This is a genomic window from Actinoplanes sp. M2I2, assembly GCF_023544445.1.
Lineage (GTDB): Bacteria > Actinomycetota > Actinomycetes > Mycobacteriales > Micromonosporaceae > Actinoplanes.
Window position 1 is genome coordinate 1 of record NZ_JALPVJ010000049.1, and the last position, 19,360, is coordinate 19,360.

The 19,360-nt window shown below is 69.3% G+C and carries 16 protein-coding genes; 7 read left to right on the forward strand and 9 right to left on the reverse strand.

The features are described from left to right. Positions 1–533: 533 nt before the first annotated feature. The 3 genes from HJC40_RS44595 to HJC40_RS44605 all read right to left on the reverse strand — a co-directional run bounded on the left by HJC40_RS44595 (position 534) and on the right by HJC40_RS44605 (position 2,674). On the reverse strand, positions 534–1,403 hold the full coding sequence (locus tag HJC40_RS44595) for a trypsin-like serine protease (RefSeq protein ID WP_250009929.1): 870 nt from the start codon (positions 1,401–1,403) through the stop codon (positions 534–536). A 291-nt stretch (positions 1,404–1,694) separates the two neighbouring features. Further along, a complete protein-coding gene (locus HJC40_RS44600; protein ID WP_250009930.1) occupies positions 1,695–2,231 on the reverse strand; it encodes a hypothetical protein in 537 nt (178 codons plus the stop codon). After that, the gene (locus HJC40_RS44605; RefSeq protein WP_250009931.1) at positions 2,228–2,674 is read right to left on the reverse strand and encodes an SgcJ/EcaC family oxidoreductase; all 447 of its coding nucleotides are present in this window, start codon (positions 2,672–2,674) and stop codon (positions 2,228–2,230) included. The genes HJC40_RS44600 and HJC40_RS44605 overlap by 4 nt, the downstream gene beginning before the upstream one ends. Before the next feature lie 69 nt (positions 2,675–2,743). On the opposite strand from HJC40_RS44605, the gene HJC40_RS44610 reads away from it, so the two are divergent. After that, the gene (locus HJC40_RS44610) at positions 2,744–3,196 is read left to right on the forward strand and encodes a MarR family winged helix-turn-helix transcriptional regulator (protein ID WP_250009932.1); all 453 of its coding nucleotides are present in this window, start codon (positions 2,744–2,746) and stop codon (positions 3,194–3,196) included. 51 nt (positions 3,197–3,247) lie between these two features. Here HJC40_RS44610 and HJC40_RS44615 read toward each other — a convergent pair whose 3' ends face one another. Both HJC40_RS44615 and HJC40_RS44620 read right to left on the reverse strand, forming a co-directional pair. After that, positions 3,248–3,874, reverse strand: a complete 627-nt coding sequence (locus HJC40_RS44615) for a hypothetical protein (protein WP_250009934.1) — start codon at positions 3,872–3,874, stop codon at positions 3,248–3,250. A gap of 89 nt (positions 3,875–3,963) precedes the next feature. Further along, positions 3,964–10,053: an RHS repeat-associated core domain-containing protein gene (locus HJC40_RS44620; RefSeq protein ID WP_284044627.1), complete on the reverse strand. Its 6,090-nt coding sequence runs from the start codon at positions 10,051–10,053 to the stop codon at positions 3,964–3,966. Between the two features lie 217 nt (positions 10,054–10,270). On the opposite strand from HJC40_RS44620, the gene HJC40_RS44630 reads away from it, so the two are divergent. The 6 genes from HJC40_RS44630 to msrA all read left to right on the forward strand — a co-directional run bounded on the left by HJC40_RS44630 (position 10,271) and on the right by msrA (position 14,251). Then, on the forward strand, positions 10,271–11,104 hold the full coding sequence (locus HJC40_RS44630; RefSeq protein WP_250009935.1) for a CPBP family intramembrane glutamic endopeptidase: 834 nt from the start codon (positions 10,271–10,273) through the stop codon (positions 11,102–11,104). Then, entirely contained in the window at positions 11,101–12,237 is a 1,137-nt protein-coding gene (locus HJC40_RS44635; protein ID WP_250009936.1) for a histidine kinase, read from the forward strand. Before HJC40_RS44630 ends, HJC40_RS44635 begins: the two co-directional genes overlap by 4 nt. Beyond that, positions 12,234–12,893, forward strand: coding sequence for a response regulator transcription factor (locus HJC40_RS44640; RefSeq protein WP_250009937.1), 660 nt, complete (start codon positions 12,234–12,236; stop codon positions 12,891–12,893). Before HJC40_RS44635 ends, HJC40_RS44640 begins: the two co-directional genes overlap by 4 nt. A gap of 88 nt (positions 12,894–12,981) precedes the next feature. Beyond that, positions 12,982–13,344 (forward strand): type II toxin-antitoxin system RelE/ParE family toxin, encoded by a 363-nt coding sequence (locus HJC40_RS44645; protein ID WP_250009938.1) that lies wholly within the window; start codon positions 12,982–12,984, stop codon positions 13,342–13,344. Next, positions 13,341–13,658 (forward strand): helix-turn-helix domain-containing protein, encoded by a 318-nt coding sequence (locus HJC40_RS44650; protein ID WP_250009939.1) that lies wholly within the window; start codon positions 13,341–13,343, stop codon positions 13,656–13,658. The genes HJC40_RS44645 and HJC40_RS44650 overlap by 4 nt, the downstream gene beginning before the upstream one ends. Positions 13,659–13,747: 89 nt before the next feature. Then, entirely contained in the window at positions 13,748–14,251 is a 504-nt protein-coding gene (gene msrA / locus HJC40_RS44655; RefSeq protein ID WP_250009942.1) for a peptide-methionine (S)-S-oxide reductase MsrA, read from the forward strand. A gap of 9 nt (positions 14,252–14,260) precedes the next feature. On the opposite strand, the gene HJC40_RS44660 is transcribed toward msrA, so the two are convergent. From HJC40_RS44660 to HJC40_RS44675, 4 genes are all read right to left on the reverse strand, one after another. Beyond that, on the reverse strand, positions 14,261–14,686 hold the full coding sequence (locus HJC40_RS44660) for a VOC family protein (protein ID WP_250009943.1): 426 nt from the start codon (positions 14,684–14,686) through the stop codon (positions 14,261–14,263). Between the two features lie 39 nt (positions 14,687–14,725). Next, entirely contained in the window at positions 14,726–15,235 is a 510-nt protein-coding gene (locus HJC40_RS44665; RefSeq protein ID WP_250009944.1) for a GNAT family N-acetyltransferase, read from the reverse strand. Positions 15,236–15,267: 32 nt separating this feature from the next. Then, on the reverse strand, positions 15,268–17,388 hold the full coding sequence (locus HJC40_RS44670) for an EAL domain-containing protein (protein ID WP_250009945.1): 2,121 nt from the start codon (positions 17,386–17,388) through the stop codon (positions 15,268–15,270). 613 nt (positions 17,389–18,001) lie between these two features. Next, positions 18,002–19,177, reverse strand: coding sequence for an RNA-binding domain-containing protein (locus HJC40_RS44675; protein ID WP_250009947.1), 1,176 nt, complete (start codon positions 19,175–19,177; stop codon positions 18,002–18,004). Positions 19,178–19,360 lie beyond the last annotated feature (183 nt).

A 19,360-nucleotide genomic window follows, 5' to 3' on the forward strand; every position in this document is an offset into this window, starting at 1 on the left:
CGCGCGAGCCAACGCCAACCCACCCGCACCCCCCCCCTGCCGGGCGGTCACCGACCGCCTCGCGCCGCACGGGAGAACCGCGACTTCGTCGCGCGAGCCAACGCCAACCCACCCGCACCCCCCCTGCCGGGCGGTCACCGACCGCCTCTCGCCGCGCGGGAGAACCGCGACTTCGTCGCGCGAGCCAACGCCAACCCACCCGCACCCCCCCTGCCGGGCGGTCACCAAGCGTCTTGCCGCGGGAGACGACTTGAGTTCGTCGCGTGGGCCACGACGACCGCACCGCATCGCCTCCGCCGTGCGGTCACGGGACGCCTTGGCGCGTGCGAGGAGAACGCGACTTTGTCGTTAGCCACGACAAACCCACTGGCGCCCCCTCGACCGGGGGGTTACCGACCGCCTCGGCGCGCGAGAGCCCGTGACTTCGCGGAGCTAAGTACGACAAGCCTGACCGCACCGCCGCTGCCGCGCGGTCGCCGGGCGGCTCGCTGTGTGTGTGTGAGGACGCGGATGGGTCTCGCTCTTCACGGCGATCAGCCCGCGTAGCGGACGTCCCGGACGTGTGCGCTGATGAAGCTCCACGCTGGGCTATCGGTGTCGGTTCGGTTGGCCAGGCCGACGAATCCTTCGTCGAAGGGGTTCTTGGAGCCGGTCCGGTGGCCGGAGCCGAAGGTAACGCCGGCCAGCGCATAACCGCCCCCGGCGAGGCGGGCCAGGACGGGACCGCCGCTGTCGCCGAGCGCTCCGCCGCCCGTGGCCGGGTCAGAAGCCAGAAGGTTGCCGGGAGCAAAGGCGCCCAACGGGGCCCGGGCCGCCACCGCCTGGTCCCACGTCATCGACTGTTCAAGAGCGCGTTTCACCAGACGGGTCGCCTTCCCCTCCGTCTGTGTCGGATCGATGGCGCCGTAACCCCAGCGCTCGACGACGCCGACGTTCCCGGCCAGCGGTCCATACAACAGCGGCATCGGAGTGACATCGACAACGGGGTCCTGCAGATGCAGCACCGCGACGTCGTCGCCGCCCGACGAACGGCCGCTGTAGCCGGGCATCAAAAAGATCTGGTGCGGCCGCACGCTGTACGCAGGATTGCTCGGGCCCTCACGGAACGAGATCTTCACCTCGGACGGCGAGTACGGCTCGACACGTGGCTCAAGCGCAATCATGCAGTGCGCCGCAGTGACGACCCAAGTTGGCGAGATGAGAGTGCCGGTGCAGTTCTGACCGGATAGATCTCGCACGCCGTTGTCGCTGAAGATGTGAACGACCGCCGGTTCCGGACTCACCCCGTCAACGAGCATCGACTCGCCCCCGATGATTGCCTGAGCTGGCGACGCACCGACGACTGTCGAGACAACGCCCGCAAAAAGCCCCACGACGAGGCGGTGGATCCGGTGTGAGGTCATGACAACATCCCCTTTGGCCGTGACGGCGCCCGTTTGCCGGGCTTGCCTGCACCACGAAGCGCACGGTCGAGACGGTTCACAGCGTCACTCGAACGTGGATCCGCGTCTCGCGTTCTCGACGCTCGGTGCCTGATCCCCACCCACTTCTGGTCAACGAGGGTGCCGGGCTCCGTGGGCGGCGGCCGGCGCTGGTGGCATCCGGATCTGCCGGGAGATGGAGGCGAATGTGGTCTGGCGCCCTGGGCGGCAGTCACCGCTTCGGGCGCGGTGAGGGGTGTTCGGGAACCCGGTTCAGGTTGGGGGCACCGCGTGGATGCTGTGCAGGGTTGCCATCACGTAGAGCGGGATGACGACGAGATTCTTGATCGCGAAGGTGATGGCGTCTGCGGTCTGCGGGGCCGGCGCGGCGTGGAGGTGGGCGGCGTCGAGGAGGGCGCGGACTGTGCCGTCGTTGATGAGGGTCGCCAGCACTGCGTTGACGGCGAGGGCCACGAGGGTGACGACCGCCAGCTCGATGAGGATCGCCGGCCATCCGGTCCGGACGGCGTGAGCGATGTCGGCGCCGACGGAGCGCCATCGGTTTCCGGCGAACAGTGACGGGGCGTTCCATCCTCGGCCGATGGCGATCATGGCGATGATCAGCGTGGCCCGCAGCAGTTCGACGAGCAGTTCCATCCAGGCGGTGCCGGTGCCGGTGAACAACTGGTACGAGCGGAGGGTGGCCGGGACGACGGCGATGCCCAGCAGGACTGCGCTGGTGAAATAGGCGGCGGCCGAGGTGGAGATCAGGCGCAGGCCGCCGGTGAGGTGCGCTGACAGGTAGGTCACTTGGGCGGCCGGGTCATCAGACGGCCCATGAGGGTCTTCGCCCACGGGTGGTATCGGGTGTTCTGGAAGGCAGCCACGGTCCAGGCCGAGCTGTCGCGGCGCAGCATCGTGGTGTTGGTGGAGAGTCGCTTCGCCGAGGGGGTCGATCGGTTCTGCCACCTCATGATGATTCCGGCGCGCTGGACGACGATCGCCGTGTCGGGGGCGGGAAAGTGCGTGGCCCGCTCGAGTACGGCCAGCCGCGAACCCTTCATGATCCCGGCGAACAGGGCGCGATGCCCGTCGGCGATCTGCTTGCGTCCGGTCATGACTGTGCCGTCGAACGCCACGTAGGTCGCGTCAGCCGAGTGCAGGGCGGCATAGGCGTCGGCGTCGCCGTCCCGCCAGCACGATTCCAGGGCAGCGAGCACGTCGAGGACTTCCGCGGGCGCGGTGGTGGTCATCTGCTTCTCCTGATTTACTTAGACGCATCGTAGTAATTACTACGCTGAATCTAAGTATTGGTGAGAGGTATGTCAACAGCCGGCGAAGCCGCCGAACACCATCTCGGCCGTGACCTCAGCAGCGCGGTCGTCCTGTATCACCAGGCCGTCGCGGCACGCCTCGGCCTGTCGGCGGGTGACCTGAAGACACTGGAGCTGATCGCCACGCGCGGGCCCTTCAGCGCGAGCGAGCTGGCCCGGCTCACCGGCCTGACCGCCGCGGGGATCACCAGCGTCGTCGCCCGCCTCGCCGCCGGCGGTCACGTCGTACGGGAAACCGACCCCGCCGACCGGCGGCGCGCCGTCATCCGGGCGGCCGACGTGGACCACCCGGAGCTGGCGGAGGCCTTCGCCCGCCTCGGTGGGGCCCTCGGCGGGCTGATCACCGAGTACGACCCGGCCCAACGCTCCGCGATCGTCAGCTATCTGCACCGCATGATCGACATCCTCCGGGAGCAGACAGTCCTCCTCGGGCCACCCTGACCCCGGGGGCCCCAGGCGTCCTCACTCCCGGACGGAAGTACGGTCCCTGGTTCAAGCCGGCCCGGAGGCGTCGCCCCAGGATCGGAGAGCCGTTGTGGCCAGTTGGCGGTGAGCCGAGCTCGAGCTGACGGCCAGCACGTCTTTGATCAAGGGCTTGAGCATCGCGCGACGAGATGCCAGTTCCGGGGCCTCCGCGAGGACGACCGCGGCGGCCACGGCCGCTTCTCGGACGACGGGGTCGGGGTCGTCGAGGCAGGCGGCGACGCCGGCGAACAGGTGCGGGCGGATGTCCCGGACCTTTCGGAAGGTTGACGTCGGATGGTCCATCGGTGAGTAGCCGGCCAGCTCGACGAAATCGCGTTCGCGGGCGTCGCTGACCGCGCCGGCCAGAGTGGCCAGCCAGGTCAGCAGATCGGCTCGCCTGCGGTTGCCCGTTCGCGGGTCGCCCACCAGCACGGCGACGTAGTGAGCGGCCGGCACCGCGGCGGTGTGGACGTTCGGATAATCGATCAGTTCGTACGTCAGGTGGAAGATTCCGGCCTCGGAAGCCGCCTGTTCCTCCGAGGCCAAGCCGGCAAGGAGATCGGGCGTTTCCGGGTAGGCCGGGCCGTTCCTGTTCTCGAGCCCCGACCAGTCGGTCTCGGCCAGGATTCGGCGGGGATCGGAGGGGCCGGTCATCTGTCCATCATGGCATGCACGCCTTCCGGGAAAGGGGTGACGGCGGCGGCCCCGCCAGGGCCGCCGCCGTCACCTCGGACGGGTCTCGGTCAGGAGCCGAAGTACCGGCCGGCCTGGTAGAACTTGCCGTTGCGCCCGAATCGGACCGTCAGCGACGCCGCCGCCGGGAGCAGCCCGGCCACGTTGCCGCGGCAGAATCCGCACATGCCCGCCGGGTGGGTGATCATCAGGCGGCCGACCGCGCCCTCACCGCCGTATTTCTGGAGCAGGAAAGCGGCCTGCACTTCCACGTGGGAGCCGTAGAAGTCGCCGTTGTCCATGCGGCCGACTCCGGATTTGAGGATGTCGTCCTTGACGTCCGGGTGCAGCGACGAGGAATTGAGGTCGAAGGACCCCTGTCCCTCGATGTGCAGCACGCCGCCGGTCGCCTTCTGCGGCTCCTTGGAGTAGGCGGCGTTCTTGGACGCCCGGACGTGGTCGTCCATGTCGCAGTTGTGGACGAGAACGGCGTCGGCGCCGGCGAGCACGTAGTAGGAGTGCAGCCCGGCGACGGTGAGGTCGTACGTGACCTCCTTGTTCTCGTAGGAGCGGACCGCGGAGACCTGTACGTAGGTGCCCGCCGACGTGCGCAGCAGTTCGTCCTCGCGCAGGTCGCCCGCGTCGACCCACTTCTCGCGGGTCTGCGACCAGAACGGGTGGTGCTCGGTGGTGGTGATGGTCGACGACGAGCCGTCGGCCACGGTGACGTCGACGAACTGCTTGTCGTCGTCGGTGCGGATGGTGTGGGTGACCTGCCGGCCGGTGCTGTCGAGACCGGCCGTAGGGTCACCGGCCGCGACGGTGTCGCCCGGCTCCACCTCTTCGATGGGCTTGGTCGTGCCGTCGGCCAGCAGCACCGCGGTGCCCGCGACGAAGCTGTGCGCGACCGGGCAGGCCGCCCCGTCGCCGGCGTCCTTCTTGGTCTTGGCCTTGGCCTTGGCCGCCGCGGCCTTGGCTTTCTCCTGGACTTCGGCGGCAGCCTTCTTGGCTGCTCGTTCCGCCGCGGCCTTGGCCGCCGCTGCCTTCTCGGCCGCGGCCTTCGCCGCGGCCGCCGCCGCTTCCTTGGCTGCCTTCGCGGCGTCCTCGGCGCCCTTGATGATCGCCCGGGCCCACTTGAGCTCCTGGAAGAAGGTGATCACGGCCTTGCCTGCCTTGAAGATGGCCTCGGCGATCTTCTTGGCCTTGAAGATCTTGCCCCAGGGCAGGGCGCCGACGACCATCGAGACGCAGGCGACCAGGTCGCCCTTGAGGCAGTTGAGGATGTCGTTGATCCCCAGGAACTCCATCAGGATCTGGCCGCCGGCCTCCAGGATCACATCCAGGGTGCTCTTGGACTGGAGCTGGTTGGCCTTGGCGAGGTCCTCCGGCGACGGGCCCTGGGTCTCCGCCGGGGTCGTGGTCGGTGACGTGGTGGTGGGTCCGGCGTCGGGCACCATGCCGGTCGGGTCGGTGTAGGCCACCGGATTGTTCGAGGCGTACCGGTAGGCCGACACGGCGCCCTGTCCGGTGGGCATCGCGTCGCGGCTGTCGAACCGGCCGGTACCCGGGTCGTAGTTGCGCGCCCGCAGGTAGTAGTTGCCGTCGCCCGAGGTGGAGTCCTGGTAGCCGCCGGCGAACCGCATGGGGTTCTCGACGCTCGCCTCGGGCAGTTGCTGCCCGGCCAGGGTCGGCCCGACCCGCGGGTTGCCGAACGGGTCGTAGTCGTAACCGGCCAGCGGCACGCCGGCCGGCGACAGCAGGTTCGCCGTGCCGCCGAGCCAGTCGTGGGTGTAGGAGAGCACCCCAGCGGCCGGGTCGAGCAGCGCCAGCGGTTCGTCGTCCGGCCCGTAGGCGAAGCCGCGCTTCTCGGTGACCGCGCCGCCCTGCTCGACGGTGTCGATCGCGATCTGCGGCAGGGTCCCGGCCACGTCCCAGGCCCAGCGCTGGGTCGAGGACTGCTGTTTGAAGGCCGTGGTCGAGGCCAGCCGCAGCCCGGTGGCGTCGTAGCCGAACGTCGTCGACTGCCCCGACGCCAGGGTGGCCTTGGCCAGGGTGTTGTCGAGGTTGTACTCGAACTTGTCGCCGCCGGCCTTGACCTGGTTGCCCCGGGCGTCGTAGCGGTACTCGGTCTCGCGCTCGTGGTTCGGCCCCTCGAGCTCCTCCTCGACGAGCTGGTCGGCGTCGTCGTACTCGTACTCGGTGACGTCGTTGCCGGCCGTGCCCGACCGCACCTGCTCGGTGCGGTTGCCGACCAGGTCGTACCGGTAGTCGATCCGGCCGGCCGGCTTGACCGTCTTGTCGGTGCAGGACGCCACGCCGTAGCAGGCCGAGACGACCTGGTCGGCCTCGTCGAAGCTGTAGGCCACCGACTCGGCGACCCCGCCGCGGGTGGTCACCACGCGCTTGGGGTTGCCGACCCGGTCCAGCGTCAGGTCGTACTTGGAGATCGGGTCCTGGACGCCCGGCACGGGATCGCCGGTGCGCTCGGTGCCGATCGAGGTGAGCCGGCCCGCGTCGTCGTAGACCCGCTTCTCGGTCAGACCGGTGCCGCCGGGCAGCGTGGTGCTGGTCCGCCGGCCGGCCGCGTCGTAGCCGAAGCCCCAGGTGGCGCCCTGCGCGGTCAGCGACGTGATCCGGCTGGCCGCGTCGTAGCCGTACGACACGGTGGTGCCGTCCGGGTATTGCCGGTCGGTGATGTTGCCCCGGGCGTCGTAGTCGTAGCCGAAGGTCTCGTCGGCACGACCGGCCTCCTTGCGGGTGACCGACCTGATCTGGTCCTCGTCGTCGTAGACGACGGTGCGGACACCGGCCGGGTCCCCGTGCGAGGTGGTCCGGTCCTTGGCGTCGTAGCCCCAGGTGTAGACCGGGCCGCCGGCGCCCGTCGTACGCTTGGCCAGGCGGTTGACGATGTCGTACTCGTCGACGACGGTCCGCTTGGCCAGTTCCTGGGCGCTCAGGTCGTCGAGTTCGTCGTCCTCGCCGAGGGTGAGCGTCTGAATCCGGTTGCTGTCGGCGTCGTACTTCGCGTACGTGCTGCGCCCGATCGGGTCGGTGCTGCGCAGCACGCGTCCGGCGTCGTCGTAGTAGACGCTCGTGCGATTGCCCCGGGGGTCGGTGACCGACGAGAGCGAGCCGTCCTCCCCGTACGAGTAGAAGGTCGATTCCTCCTCGGGGTCGTCGGCGTCGTACTCGGCGTTCGGCGCGGTGACGGTCCGCGGCTGGTCGTCGTCGTTGTAGGTGTAGCGCGTGGTGTGACCGTTGGCGTCCCGGCTGGACACCGGCCGGTTCAGCGCGTCGAACGTCGTCGTGGTGACGTTGTCGAGCGCGTCGACGGCCCTGGTCGCGTTGCCGGCCCGGTCGTACTCGTAGTGGGTGGTGAACCGTTCCTTGTCGGCACCCTCGACGTTGCCGCGCGGCTCGGTGACCGAGGCCATCAGACCGTCGTCCGTGTACGCGTACGTCGTGATGCCGCCGGTGGCCGAGGTCTGCTTGATCTTGTTGCCGGCCTCGTCGTACTCGGTCTTCGTCTGCGCCCCGCCCGAGTCGGTGATGCCGGTCTGCCTTCCCGCCTTGTCGTAGGACATCGACGAGGTACGGCCCAGGCTGTCCCGGACGCCGGTGACCAGGCCGCTGTTGGCCCGCGTGGACGTGGAGGACTTGCCCAGCTCGTCCACGGTCTCGACGCTGCGGTCCAGGTCGTCGACCTTGTAGTCCTTCACGACGACCTGGCCGTTGGGGTAGGGCCGGCGCATCTGGATCAGGTTGTCGTTGTGGTCGTAGCGGTAGGTGGTGGTGAAGTCCGCCTTGTCGGCCCCGGGCACGTTGCCGCGCGGCGAGGTGACCGACTCGACCAGGCCCTTCGCGTTGTAGGCCCAGCTCGTGACCAGGTCGGCCTCGTGCTTCATGTCGACCGCGGACGTGGCCCGGCGTCCGGCCGGCGTGTAGGTGTAGAGCAGAGTCCGGCGCGCCTCGTAGGTGGCCCGGGGCAGGCCGTTGTCGAAGTACGCGTACGAGACGGACACCCCGCCGGGAGTCGTGGTCTTCTTCAGCCGTCCGGCCACGTCGTACTCGGTGCTCGCCGGGTTCCGCTTGCCCGGCGCGTGCACGGCGACCGGCCGGTCGAGGTCGTCGTAGACCGTGCGAGTGGTGTAGTTCTCCCGCTTGGCCCCGGCCACGGTGCCCCGCGGGTCGGTGACGGCGATCTGGCGGCCGGCCTTGTCGTAGCCGAACTCGACCCGGCGGCCCTCCGGCGAGACGGACGCCTTGGTCAGGCCGGCGTTGAGCTCCCCGTCCGGGATGTTCTCGTAGCGGGCGACCTTGCCGCGCTGGTTGGTGACGGTCAGCGGGCGGCCCCGGTCGTCGTACGTGTAGGTGATCGCGCGACCCTCGGGATCGGTGGTCCGGACCAGCTCGTCGAACGCGTTGTAGTCGTCCTTCCACGTCTGCCCGTCGGCGTCGACGTGGGTGGTCGGGTTGTTGCGCGCGTCGTACTGTGTCTTCTCGCTGAACCGGCGGCCGGGCGCGAACTGCTCGATCAGGTTGCCCGCCGCGTCGTACTGCGACTCGTGCTGGTTCTGGTTGCCGTTGACCACCAGGTTGCGGTTGAGCGTGCCGTCGTACCGGTGGTTGTTGGTGTCGCCGTTGCCGCGCTGCGAATAGAGCAGCACGTTGCCCTTGTAGCCGTCCCAGACCACCACGTTGTCGGCGTCGGTGGTCTTGGCCTCCTGCTTGGTGGGGTTCCACTCGAACTTCGTGGGCGCGCCCAGAGCGTCGAGCTGACGGGTGACGCGGCCGGTCTCGCCGTACTCGTTGGTGACCGTGACGACCTTGCGCGGGTCGATCACCTGAGTGAGCAGGCGGGCCGCGCTGTACCGGTACTGCCAATCCTGCCCGGCCGCGTCGCGAACCTTGGTCAGCAGGCCGTTGGTGTAGGAGTACTGCGTCCTACGGCCGTCCGGCAGCGTGATCGACTCGATCAGCCCGGCGACCAGCTTCACCGTAGCCTTGCGCCCCGACGCGTCGGTCACCGTGATGCCGGTGTCGGTGTGCGCGAGCCGCAGGCCGGCCTGACGCGGGTTGAGGACCGACACCAGCCGGCCCTGCGCGTCGAAGGTGAACACGATGTTGTTGCGGGTCGTCAGTGCCCAGCCGGCGCCGGCCCTGGTCAGCGTCGACCGTACGCCCGGCGGGCGCGCGTAGCCGTCGCCGTCGGCCCGGAACACCGTGTCCGAGCCGTCCTCGGCCCGCACCAGGACGCCGCCGGCGGTGGCGGTGACCTTCAGGTCGAGGCCCCACGCCCAGCCCGGCCCGAGCGCCGAGGCGCCGGTGTTGAGCGACGAATAGGCCCGGCCCGACTCGAACGGCACGCCGAACGAGGCCATCGACAGGTCGCCCTCGCTCAGCGTGAAAGCCCCGGTGCCGGTGTTGACCCCGGTCGCCCGTACGGCCTGGCCGGCCGAGGTCATGCCCAGCGCGGCCGAACAGCCGCAGCCGGCCGCCTGCCGGTCCGGGATCGCCGGCGGGTCGATCGTCGTCCGCGGCTGCGCGTTCTCCGAGTTGGCCGACGGCACCTCGCCGTCCGGGTAGATCGCGGTGATCGTGACGAAGTAGCTCCGCGCCGCGTCGAGCTGCCAGCCCTCGGCCGCGCCGAGCGATTTGCAGTAGCGGCGCAGGTCGCCACAGCCGTCGTTGCCGAGCTTGTCGCGGCCCAGCACGACCGATTCCTGCTTGGTCGGCGACCCGGTGTCGTAGAGGTCGACGCGCCACGACTCGAAGGCGTCGTCCTTCACGTTGAAGTACGCGACGAGCGAGGTGTCGCCGACCACGAACCCGGGCCGCAGGACCACATCGACGAACGTTTCGCTCGGCGCCGCCGCGGCCGCCCGTGCCACCGCGGCCTTGCCCACCGTCTCGGCCCGGCCGCCCGCCGGGACCAGAGGCGGTACGACCGGCGGGCGCGCGTTCTCGGCGACGGGCTCGTTGCCGGCGGCTCCGGCCGGAACGCCGCGCTGCTGCGGCGCCTGACCCGCCGTGACGGTCGGAACCTCGCCCGGATCGGCCCGGGCCGGCACCGCGGCCGGTGGCGCCAGAGTGGCGATGAGTAGTAGGGCGCTGAAGCCCGCCAGCCGGCGGACCCGCGCGACAGGACGCGCGAACGACATGTGGATTACCTCCCCCGTGGAATGACCCCACGGAGCGAAACATGTCTATTCATCAATCAATGCGTTGTGTCCAAGATCCGTCTACAAAGGTCGGTGACTGTCCCCCGTGCGAGCTACCCGCAAGTGTCCACCGCGCGGTGACTACATGGGGCCGCCGAATCCCTAGTTTTCTCGGTACGGCGCGGCACTTCGGCCCCGTCGTACCGAGGGAGTCACCATGCGATTCGTCAAGCAGTTGCTCGCCGTGGGGGCGGTCGCGGTCGTCGGCGGTCAGGCCGTCGCCGCCGTCGACGGCAACAACTGGCTCACCCTGCTTTTCGGTCTGCTCACCGCCGTGCTCGCGGTCGTCGTCTACGCGTGGGTGGTGCGGCGTACCGAGAAGCGGGCGCCGGCCGAGGTGGCCCGGACCGGGGCGGCCGGCCGGCTCCTGCGGGGGGTGCTCCTCGGCGTGGGCATGTTCGCCGTGGTCATCGTCGCCATCGGGCTGCTGGGGTACTACGACGTCGACGGCCTGGGCTCGGTGCCGGGCGCGGTCGGACTGCTCGGCTTCGCGGCCGCCGCCGCCACGACGGAGGAGCTGCTGTTCCGCGGCATCCTGTTCCGCATCCTCGAGGAGCGCCTGGGCACGTGGATCTCGCTGTTGCTGACCGGGCTGCTCTTCGGCGGGATGCACCTGGCCAACCCGGACGCGACCCTGTGGGGGGCGACCGCCATCGCGATCGAGGCCGGGTTCCTGCTCGCCGCCTGTTACGCCGCCACCCGCACCCTCTGGGTGCCGATCGGCCTGCACTTCGGCTGGAACTTCGCGCTGGGCGGCATCTTCAGCGCGCCGGTCTCCGGCACCGGCGAGTCGAAGGGCCTGCTCGACGCCACCCTGTCGGGCCCGTCGCCGATCACCGGCGGCGACTTCGGGCCGGAGGGCAGCCTCTTCGCCGTGGGCGCCGGCCTGGCTCTCACCGTGGTGTTCCTCTGGCTGGCACACCGTCGCGGCACGATCGTCCCCCGCCGCCGGGCGATCGGCGTGCCACCGGTCGCTACGGTTTCCCGGTGATCGAACTCCGGCGGATCCCGAACCTGTGGCAGCGGTGGGACGTCACGGTCCGGGATCTTCCCCTGGCGGTGCTGCTGGCCGTCATGTCCGTCATCCCGGCGCTGCAGAAGTACGGGACCCAGCTGGGTGACCTGCCGCGCCGGCCCTTCGACGCGCTCACCGCCCTGGTCATCGCCCTCGAGTGCCTTCCGATCGCCGGACGCCGCCGGTGGCCCGCCCTCTGCCTCGCCCTGGTGTCGGCGGGCTTCGTGATCGACCAGCTTCGCGTCTACCACACCGTCGCCGGCTCCGCGTTGCCCATCGCGTTGATGAGCGCGGGCGCCCACCTGGAACGGCACCGGCGGACGGTCCTGCTGCTGATCGGCGGGGCCTATCTGCTGTTCGTGGCCGTGCTGGACCGGCGCGGGTCGGGCGAGGGCGTCACCGGGTTCACAACCTTCTTCCTGGCCATGGTGCTGGCCTGGGGTTTCGGGGCGTGGCTGCGCCAGACCCGGCGGACCGAGGAGGAACGCCGGGCGCGGCTCGCGGAGGACACCCGTACCGCGGAACGGACCCGGATCGCCCGGGAGCTCCACGACGTGGTCACCCACCACGTGACGGCGATGGTGGTGCAGGCCGAAGCGGCGCGCTACCTGACCGCGGCGCCCGACCGGCTGGACGGCACCCTGGCGGCGGTCGGCGACACCGGCCGGCGGGCCATCTCGGACCTGCGCCAGATGCTCGACCTGCTCGACCCCGAGCACGGCGCCGAGCCGCCGGCCGACGGGATCCGTACGCTGGTCGGCCGGACCCGGCAGGCCGGGCAACCGGTGGAGCTGACCGAGGACGGCGAGCCTCGGGAGGCGGCCGGCCGGGCCGAGGCGGCGGCCCACCGGGTCGTACGGGAAGCCTTGACCAACGCCCTGAAACACGACCACGGCGCCCCGACCGTGGTCCACGTCCGGTACGGCCCGAGGGAGATCAGCGTGCAGGTCAGCAGCGACGGATCGGGGTCGGACGCCGCGTCTCCCGGTGGGAGCGGGCGCGGCCTGGCCGGTCTGCGCGAACGGGTCGGAGGCGAGTTCACCGCGGGCCGGCAGACAGGCGGCCACTTCGTCGTCCAGGCGCGCATCCCCACCGGGACCCCTTCATGACCACACCCGTACGCGTGCTGGTCTGTGACGACCAGGCGCTGATCCGCACCGGCTTCGCCACGATCATCGACGCCCAGCCGGACCTCGAGGTGGTGGCCGAGTGCGGGGACGGCCGCAGCGCGGTGGACCTGGCCGCCCGCCTGCACCCGGACGTGGTGGTGATGGACGTCCGGATGCCGGTGCTCGACGGCATCGAGGCGACCCGCCTGCTCGCCGGGGCCGGGGTCGCCCACCCGGTCAAGGTCCTCGTGGTCACCACGTTCAACCTCGACGAGTACGTGTACGAGGCCCTCCGCGCCGGCGCCAGCGGTTTCCTGCTCAAGGACGCCCCACCGGCGCAACTGCTGCACGGCATCCGCACTGTGGCGTCCGGGGCCGCGTTGCTGGCGCCCGAGGTGACCCGCCGGCTCGTCGGCCGGTACGCGGCCCGGATCCGCCCGGCCGGCGGCACGCCGCCCGACAGCGCCCTGACCGCGCGCGAACTGGAGGTGCTGCGCCTGATCGCCAACGGCCTCTCCAACAGCGAGATCGCCGCCACGCTGGTGATCAGCCACGAGACCGTCAAGACGTACGTCTCCCGCATCCTCAGCAAGCTCAACCTGCGCGACCGCGTCCAGGCAGTCGTCTACGCCTACCGCAACGGCCTGGTCACTTGAGCCGCGGAAGTCAGCCGGCGTCGCGCACACCTGACAGGACCAATCCCACCGGCTAACCTTGCGGTATAGGTATCGCTACACTAGCGCCGTGACTAGTTCCGACTGGGACACATACATCGTTGACGAGGTGCGTGAATGGATCGGGACGCTCGATCCGGCTTCCTTCCAGCGCGTGGTCCAGGCGATCGACGTGCTGGCTGAGGGAGGACCCGGGCTTGGCCGCCCCCTGGTCGACACCATTCGGGAGTCGGTGCTAGCCAACTTGAAAGAGTTGCGCCCCGGGACAGTGCGGATCCTCTTCGCGTTCGACCCATGGCGTTCGACGATCCTCCTCGTTGCGGGTGACAAGACTGGCGAGTGGAACAAGTGGTATGAAACCGCGATACCGCTGGCCGAGCGACGATACGAGATGTACCTGAAAGAACGGGGCGAGCAGGAGGGTGAGGCATGAACGGCTACTCGCGCTGGCAGGACATTCGGGCCGAGTATGTCGACCGGGCCGGCGGCGAGGAGGCCGTCGGCGAAGGAAAACGGGAGCTGCTGGCGGCGGTGATCGGACAGCGGCTCGCCGAGGTCCGGCGTGCCCGCGGATTCACCCAGCAGCAGGTCGCCGACCGTATGCAGGTCACCAAGGGCCGGGTGTCCCAGATCGAGCAGGGAAAGGTCTCCGGTCAGGACGTCATCGCCCGATACGCCGAAGCCCTGGGTGGACGGCTTCACCAGGCCATCTACTTCGAGGACGGGGACATCGCGGCCATCGCCTGAGTGCGGTGATGCCGGTGACAGTAGTGGCCGTGGAGGGGCCGGCAGGTCAGGCTGGAGCGGGTAACTCAGCGACGGACGAGGTGAGCGGTATGGCTACGGAAAAGGCGATTCTGGCCGGGGGCTGTTTCTGGGGTATGCAGGACCTGATCCGGCGGCGGCCGGGCGTGGTGGCGACGCGGGTCGGTTACACCGGCGGCCGGGTGGCCAACGCGACGTACTACAACCACGACGGGCACGCGGAAGCCATCGAGATCACGTTCGATCCGGCCGTGACGTCGTACCGGGACCTGTTGGAGTTCTTCTTCCAGATCCACGACCCGACGACGCTCAACCGGCAGGGCAACGACGTCGGCACCAGCTACCGCTCGGCCATCTTCTACGAGACCGACGAGCAGAAGCGGGTCGCCGAGGACACGATCGCCGACGTCGAGGCGTCGGGGCTGTGGCCGGGCAAGGTCGTCACCGAGGTGACCGCGGCCGGGCCGTTCTGGGAGGCCGAGCCCGAGCACCAGGACTACCTGCTGCGGATCCCGGACGGCTACACCTGCCACTTCCCCCGCCCGGACTGGAAGCTGCCGCACCGCGTCCGATGAGGGCAGCGTTCACGCGGGGCGGTGACAGACCGCCTCCAGGTTGATGCCGTGCGGGTCGAGCACGAACGCCCCGTAGTAGTCGGTGTGATATTCGGGATGGACAGCCGGCGCCAGCAGTGACGTGGCGCCGGCCGCCAGCGCCGCCTGGTAGAAGGTGGCCACGTCGTCGCGGCTGTCGACGGTGAAGGCCACATGCATGTTCGAGCCCACGGTGCCGCCGTCGATGAGCCAGAAGTACGGCTTGACGGCGGCCAGCCCGAAGCCGGTCATCGCGGTCGGCTGGTTCGGGGTCGCGTCCGGCGGGATCTCGAGCATCTTGGTGATGCCGATGGCCGCCAGCACCGGCTCGTAGAAGGCGACCGCGGCGGCCAGGTCGGGCACGGCGATGTTCAGGTGGTCGATGCGGGAGCCGGCACGGTCGATCGGGGAAGTCATGACCCCACCCTGCCCGCTATTGCGGTCACTCCGTGACGGTCAGACCGCGACCTCGTAGAGGAATTCCGTCCCGTCCTCCTCGTCCCACTGCTCCCCCACGTGGGTCAGCCCGAAGCCGGCGATCGTGGCGAGCGAGGCCGTGTTGTCCGGCCGGATGCTGGCCCGCAGGGTCTTCACGCCGGGCGCGGCGGCCGCCCAGCGCACCAGCTCGGTCACCATGGCGCGGGCATAACCCTGCCTGCGGTACGCCGGGTCGGTGCTGTAACCCATCTCGACCATGCCGTCGGCGTCCGGCGGTCCGTGGAACCCGGCCGCCCCGACCACCACCCCGTCGGGGACGGAGACCGCAGCGCGGGCGACCCAGTCGGCGGCGCCGGGATCCGCGGTGATCTGGTCGAGACGCATCCGCCACAGCCAGGTGATCTCGTCGCTGAGGAACCAGTCGGACAACGGCACACCGGTCGCGGTGCGGGCCGAGGCAAGGTCACCGGCGAGCAGGGCGGAGAGGACGGCGGGCGGCAGGGGCACGAAGCGCACAGATTTTGACATCAGGGCGATCGTCACACGGCCGTCAACCGAAATCAGGCGCCGCGCTGCAGAGGGAGGTCGTCGGCCCGGGTGATCAGGGTGCCGCGGTGTTCGTCGTCGCCCCGGACCAGGGCCGCGATGTACTCGCTGGTCTCCTCGGACAGCGTGCTCAACGTCGGGGCGGCGGGCTGGCGGGTGATGTAGCCCTGCACGTGCCGGATGCGCTGCTCGTAGATCTCGCGCAGGGTCAGCGGGGACGCGTCGTCGACACCCTCGACGATGACCACGCGCGGGGCGTGGCCGGCGTAGCGGGCGGTGTCCATCACCAGCGACAGCTCCTTGGCGGCCAGCGGGTGGTGCAGGATCGCGCGGTCGACCTTGATCTGGGTGAGCGGCAGCTCGGCCATGCGCGACAACGACGCGTACCCCTCGCCGAAGTCGTCCACGGCGAACGCCACCCCGACGTCGCGGGCGATCGCGGCCAGCCGGTTGTGGAAGTACGCGTGCGGCGCCTCGGCCCACTGCTCGCCCCGGCGCGGCTCGATCGGGTCCTGCTCCGAGATCTCCAGCGTCACGGTCTCGGGGGCGATGGCCAGCTCGGCGATCATCGTGCGGAGGACCTCGACGTACGCGTCGCTCAGCAACGACCGTACGGCGACGTTGATCGAGACCGGTTTGGGCTGGGCCCAGGGGCCCTCGGCGTGGGCCTGGGCGTACGCGCGCAGCGCCATCCGGAGGATGACCTTGTCACGCTCGACGACGAACCGGTCACCCCACACCTCGGCCAGCCGGAGCATGGCGACCGGGGCGCGCTGGTCGCTCGGCGAACGCCGGGCCAGAGCCTCGTAGCTGTGCACGCCGACCCGCCGGGCCGTCTTGCCGAGCGTCACGACCGGCTGGAAGACGACACAGTACGACTCCATCACCCGCCGGTAGAGCTCGAAGCAGTGCTCGTACAGCGGGACGGGCAGCCGGCCGAAGGCGTCCCGCAGCGCGGTCAGCACCTCGATCTCGGCCTCGTCCGGGGACGCCGCGAAGTCCGTACGCCAGATGGTCTCGAGGATCTTGGCCAGCGGCTGGCCGAGCCCCAGCAGGTCGCCGGCCGGGTCGACCAGGGCGAGCAGCAGCGACCGGCCCTCGGCGTGCCGCAGCGGCACGCACAGCACCGTGCGGTGGGCGTCGCGCACGGTGTGCCCGAACCAGTCGGCGCCGGCCGGGAAGCGCAGCAGCGGGCGGATCCCGTCGAGGTCGAAGCGCTTGGACGAGTCGATCGTCTGGAAGCCGTTCGGGGTGTACTCGAGCAGCGCCGTCGAGTGGGCGTCGGTGGCGGCTCGCAGGTATTCGACGCGGGACGGCGCGGCGACGCCCGCCTCGGCCCGGCTGCCGGACGAGCGCGGCGCGGCGTGCCGGGGCATCCGGGCGTGGTGGGTGAGCCGGCTGATCAGCCGCAGGATCTCGCCGGCGGTCGCGTCCATCGGGTTGGCCAGCGGCCGCGACGCGGGCACGGCGGGCTGCTCGGCCGGCCCGGCCAGCACGATCTCGGCTCCCCCGGGCGGGCTCACGACCTGAGGCGTCAACCCCTGTTCCCGTACGGCGTCGGCGAGCGAGCCGAAGGTCAGGCGCTGCCGCCGGCTCAGGGTCGCGAGCACATGGGCGGTCAGGACCCCGTGCTGGATGACCGGGTCCTCGCGGCTCGGCGCATCGGCCACATACGACGTGAGGGCGCTGTAGGTCGTACGCGGAGTCAGGTGGGCGTCACCCACCGCGTCGACGATGAGGACGGCCGGCCCGGCGAAGAACTCGAGCACGTCCCGTTCGAGGAAAGCCATCCGAAGCCCCGCATCCGGATTTTCGGAAAGGACCGATTCGTCAAGATCCGGGGTGACGAGATACGTATCGGCGCCGCGACTCCACTCCGGAGTGACCGTATGCCCGGCGAAATAGACAACCAGGACATCCGACGGGTCGGACCGCATGACAGCCTGGCGCAGCGTCGCCTTGATCTCGCCGGCGGTGGCCTCCGCGCCGGTGAACAGGCAGGTCTCGAAGCCCTCGAGCGCCAACTGGTCACGGACCGCCTCGGCGTCACGCTCCGCGAACCGCAGACGCGGCGAACGCCGGCGTGGCCCGGCATCGTTGACGCCCACCATCACCGCGAAGCGCTGATTCGCCATCCAACGCCTCCGGTTTCGAGCACTCCCGCATTGGAGTGCTTCCGAGTGCGGCGTCCGCTGATGATAGCGACCGGACCGCCCCAATCCAATTGATCACCGAAGAGGGTGATGCCCACGCTCACCACCATCCATGCCTGCGGGCGGCAACTCGGGACGACAGTGCTCGATGCCATCCCCTGACGGTGCACGCGGCAAGGTCGGCGACGGGTGAACGGACCTCCGGCTACTTCGTGCCATACCCTCGCCCGTTCGCCCAAGAGACCGACGAGACTATTCCACCGAGATGCCACCCAAAGTCACATTACCGTGACGCCATCAATGACCCGTCAAGGAAATCTGATCGCATTCCTGCAGCTCACAGCGCTGCAGTTGAGATATGGAGGCACCTGGAGCATCCCGCATCAAGGATACGCGATCACATTGCGTAACCCTTTCGGTGCGGTGTGGACAGCACCCGCGGGGCCGGTGGAGGACGGCAACCCGCAGAAGGGCGATCCGGCTCATGGGGAAGGGCTACCGTCGGGCGCGGCCCACCACGGCACGTACTCACGAAGCTTGATCGGGGCCTGCGGATCGCGCAAGCCGATCAAACGCTCCTCGAGCGCCTCCTTGATCAGCCGCGATGCTTTGGCACTGTTTCGCGTCTCGATACCGAATCGGTCACGTACGGAGGTGTTCGTAACCTTCTGGGCACTGACGTAGCGCAAGCAGGCGTGCAGATACAGGGCCCGCGCCGCATGATCCTCCCCATCCGCTCATTGCGGCTCATAGGAGGACTGTCGATGAAGCGCAGCGGATCCACCAGGGGACGTCCTGGATTCGTGATCTCCATCCGGTCGTCGAAAACCTCCACGGTCGGCCCGCTACCGGCGACGAGGAAGTCCTGATGGAGCAGGGCGTTCGCCACGAGCTCGCGAACAGCGAGTTCCGGGTAGAGCCCGGCAGTCCGCCGCAAAGCCTGGCCGATCACTTCGCTCGAAGGAATCAGCTCGTTGATGTACCCGACCAGGCCGGCGAAGCCTCCGGCGTAGCCATGCACACCTTCTTGCTCCTTGACCGTCTCGACGCGACTACTCCCGCGGTACTGGATGACCCGCACAGATTTGCGGCGCAGTGCCGAGAACTCGTCAAGGTCGTGCGCGAACAGGATGGCTCCCAAATTGGTCACCGCCCAGGTGTCGGAGTCGTCCAGTCTTGCCATGCCTTCTCGGTTGAGCGCGTCCAAGATGCCGGATCGACTTTCCGGTAATGGCGCCTTCATGACCCGGAAGTAGGACGGGTAGTCGAGCAGTTGCAAGACGTCGGACGGGCTCAAGAGGTCCGCCGCGATCCCGTCCTCGAACGCGCCCAGCACGAACGATTTCCAGAGCCGCCGCTCCACATCGGGATGTGCCCCGAGCTTCTTCTTGTAGGAGCCGACCCGGATGAAAGCCTCACCCTTGAACGTCACAGGCTGCTGCAAGGCTCGATCGATCTCCAGGACGACCAAAGGCTTCTCACTGACACTGACGCGGTGAAAGGTGAAGTGGATCTGCGGCTTGAGGTGTCGCAGCAGCCAATTCTCAAGGTTTTCGTTGCCGACCTTCTGTCGGAGCGGATCGAACTCTGTGCCGACCGGAACGCGGGTACCGTCCTCGACTCCCCACAGGAGATACCCGCGGTGACGGCCAGCCAAGGCTGCGCCGTTGGCGAGCGTCGAGATGTAGCTTCCGATCTCAGCAGCATCGCCATTGCTTACTTTGTCTTCAAGCCATTCAGTCTCGGCAGGCAGTCTCAGCAGCTCCCGCACCAGTCGAACGAGCTGCTCAAGCGACCGCGCGGGGCTCAGAGCGCTCACCGTTATCTTTCAGTGCGCTTTAGCAAGCACATGATCGATAGTCCTGCCTTGCGGTGGGACGGTCCCGGTCTGACCCGCTGATGCGGTGCCGGGTTCACGCTTCACGGCCACCTGCCCGCGGACGCGGGTCTTCTG

Excerpts from the sequence above, each read along its gene's own strand:
- HJC40_RS44595 (WP_250009929.1), bottom strand. The coding sequence starts at position 1,403 with ATGACCTCACACCGGATCCACCGCCTCGTCGTGGGGCTTTTTGCGGGC.
- HJC40_RS44605 (WP_250009931.1), bottom strand. The coding sequence starts at position 2,674 with ATGACCACCACCGCGCCCGCGGAAGTCCTCGACGTGCTCGCTGCCCTG.
- HJC40_RS44610 (WP_250009932.1), top strand. The coding sequence starts at position 2,744 with ATGTCAACAGCCGGCGAAGCCGCCGAACACCATCTCGGCCGTGACCTC.
- HJC40_RS44615 (WP_250009934.1), bottom strand. The coding sequence starts at position 3,874 with ATGACCGGCCCCTCCGATCCCCGCCGAATCCTGGCCGAGACCGACTGG.
- HJC40_RS44620 (WP_284044627.1), bottom strand. The coding sequence starts at position 10,053 with ATGTCGTTCGCGCGTCCTGTCGCGCGGGTCCGCCGGCTGGCGGGCTTC.
- HJC40_RS44630 (WP_250009935.1), top strand. The coding sequence starts at position 10,271 with ATGCGATTCGTCAAGCAGTTGCTCGCCGTGGGGGCGGTCGCGGTCGTC.
- HJC40_RS44640 (WP_250009937.1), top strand. The coding sequence starts at position 12,234 with ATGACCACACCCGTACGCGTGCTGGTCTGTGACGACCAGGCGCTGATC.
- HJC40_RS44650 (WP_250009939.1), top strand. The coding sequence starts at position 13,341 with ATGAACGGCTACTCGCGCTGGCAGGACATTCGGGCCGAGTATGTCGAC.
- msrA (WP_250009942.1), top strand. The coding sequence starts at position 13,748 with ATGGCTACGGAAAAGGCGATTCTGGCCGGGGGCTGTTTCTGGGGTATG.
- HJC40_RS44660 (WP_250009943.1), bottom strand. The coding sequence starts at position 14,686 with ATGACTTCCCCGATCGACCGTGCCGGCTCCCGCATCGACCACCTGAAC.
- HJC40_RS44665 (WP_250009944.1), bottom strand. The coding sequence starts at position 15,235 with ATGTCAAAATCTGTGCGCTTCGTGCCCCTGCCGCCCGCCGTCCTCTCC.
- HJC40_RS44670 (WP_250009945.1), bottom strand. The coding sequence starts at position 17,388 with ATGGCGAATCAGCGCTTCGCGGTGATGGTGGGCGTCAACGATGCCGGG.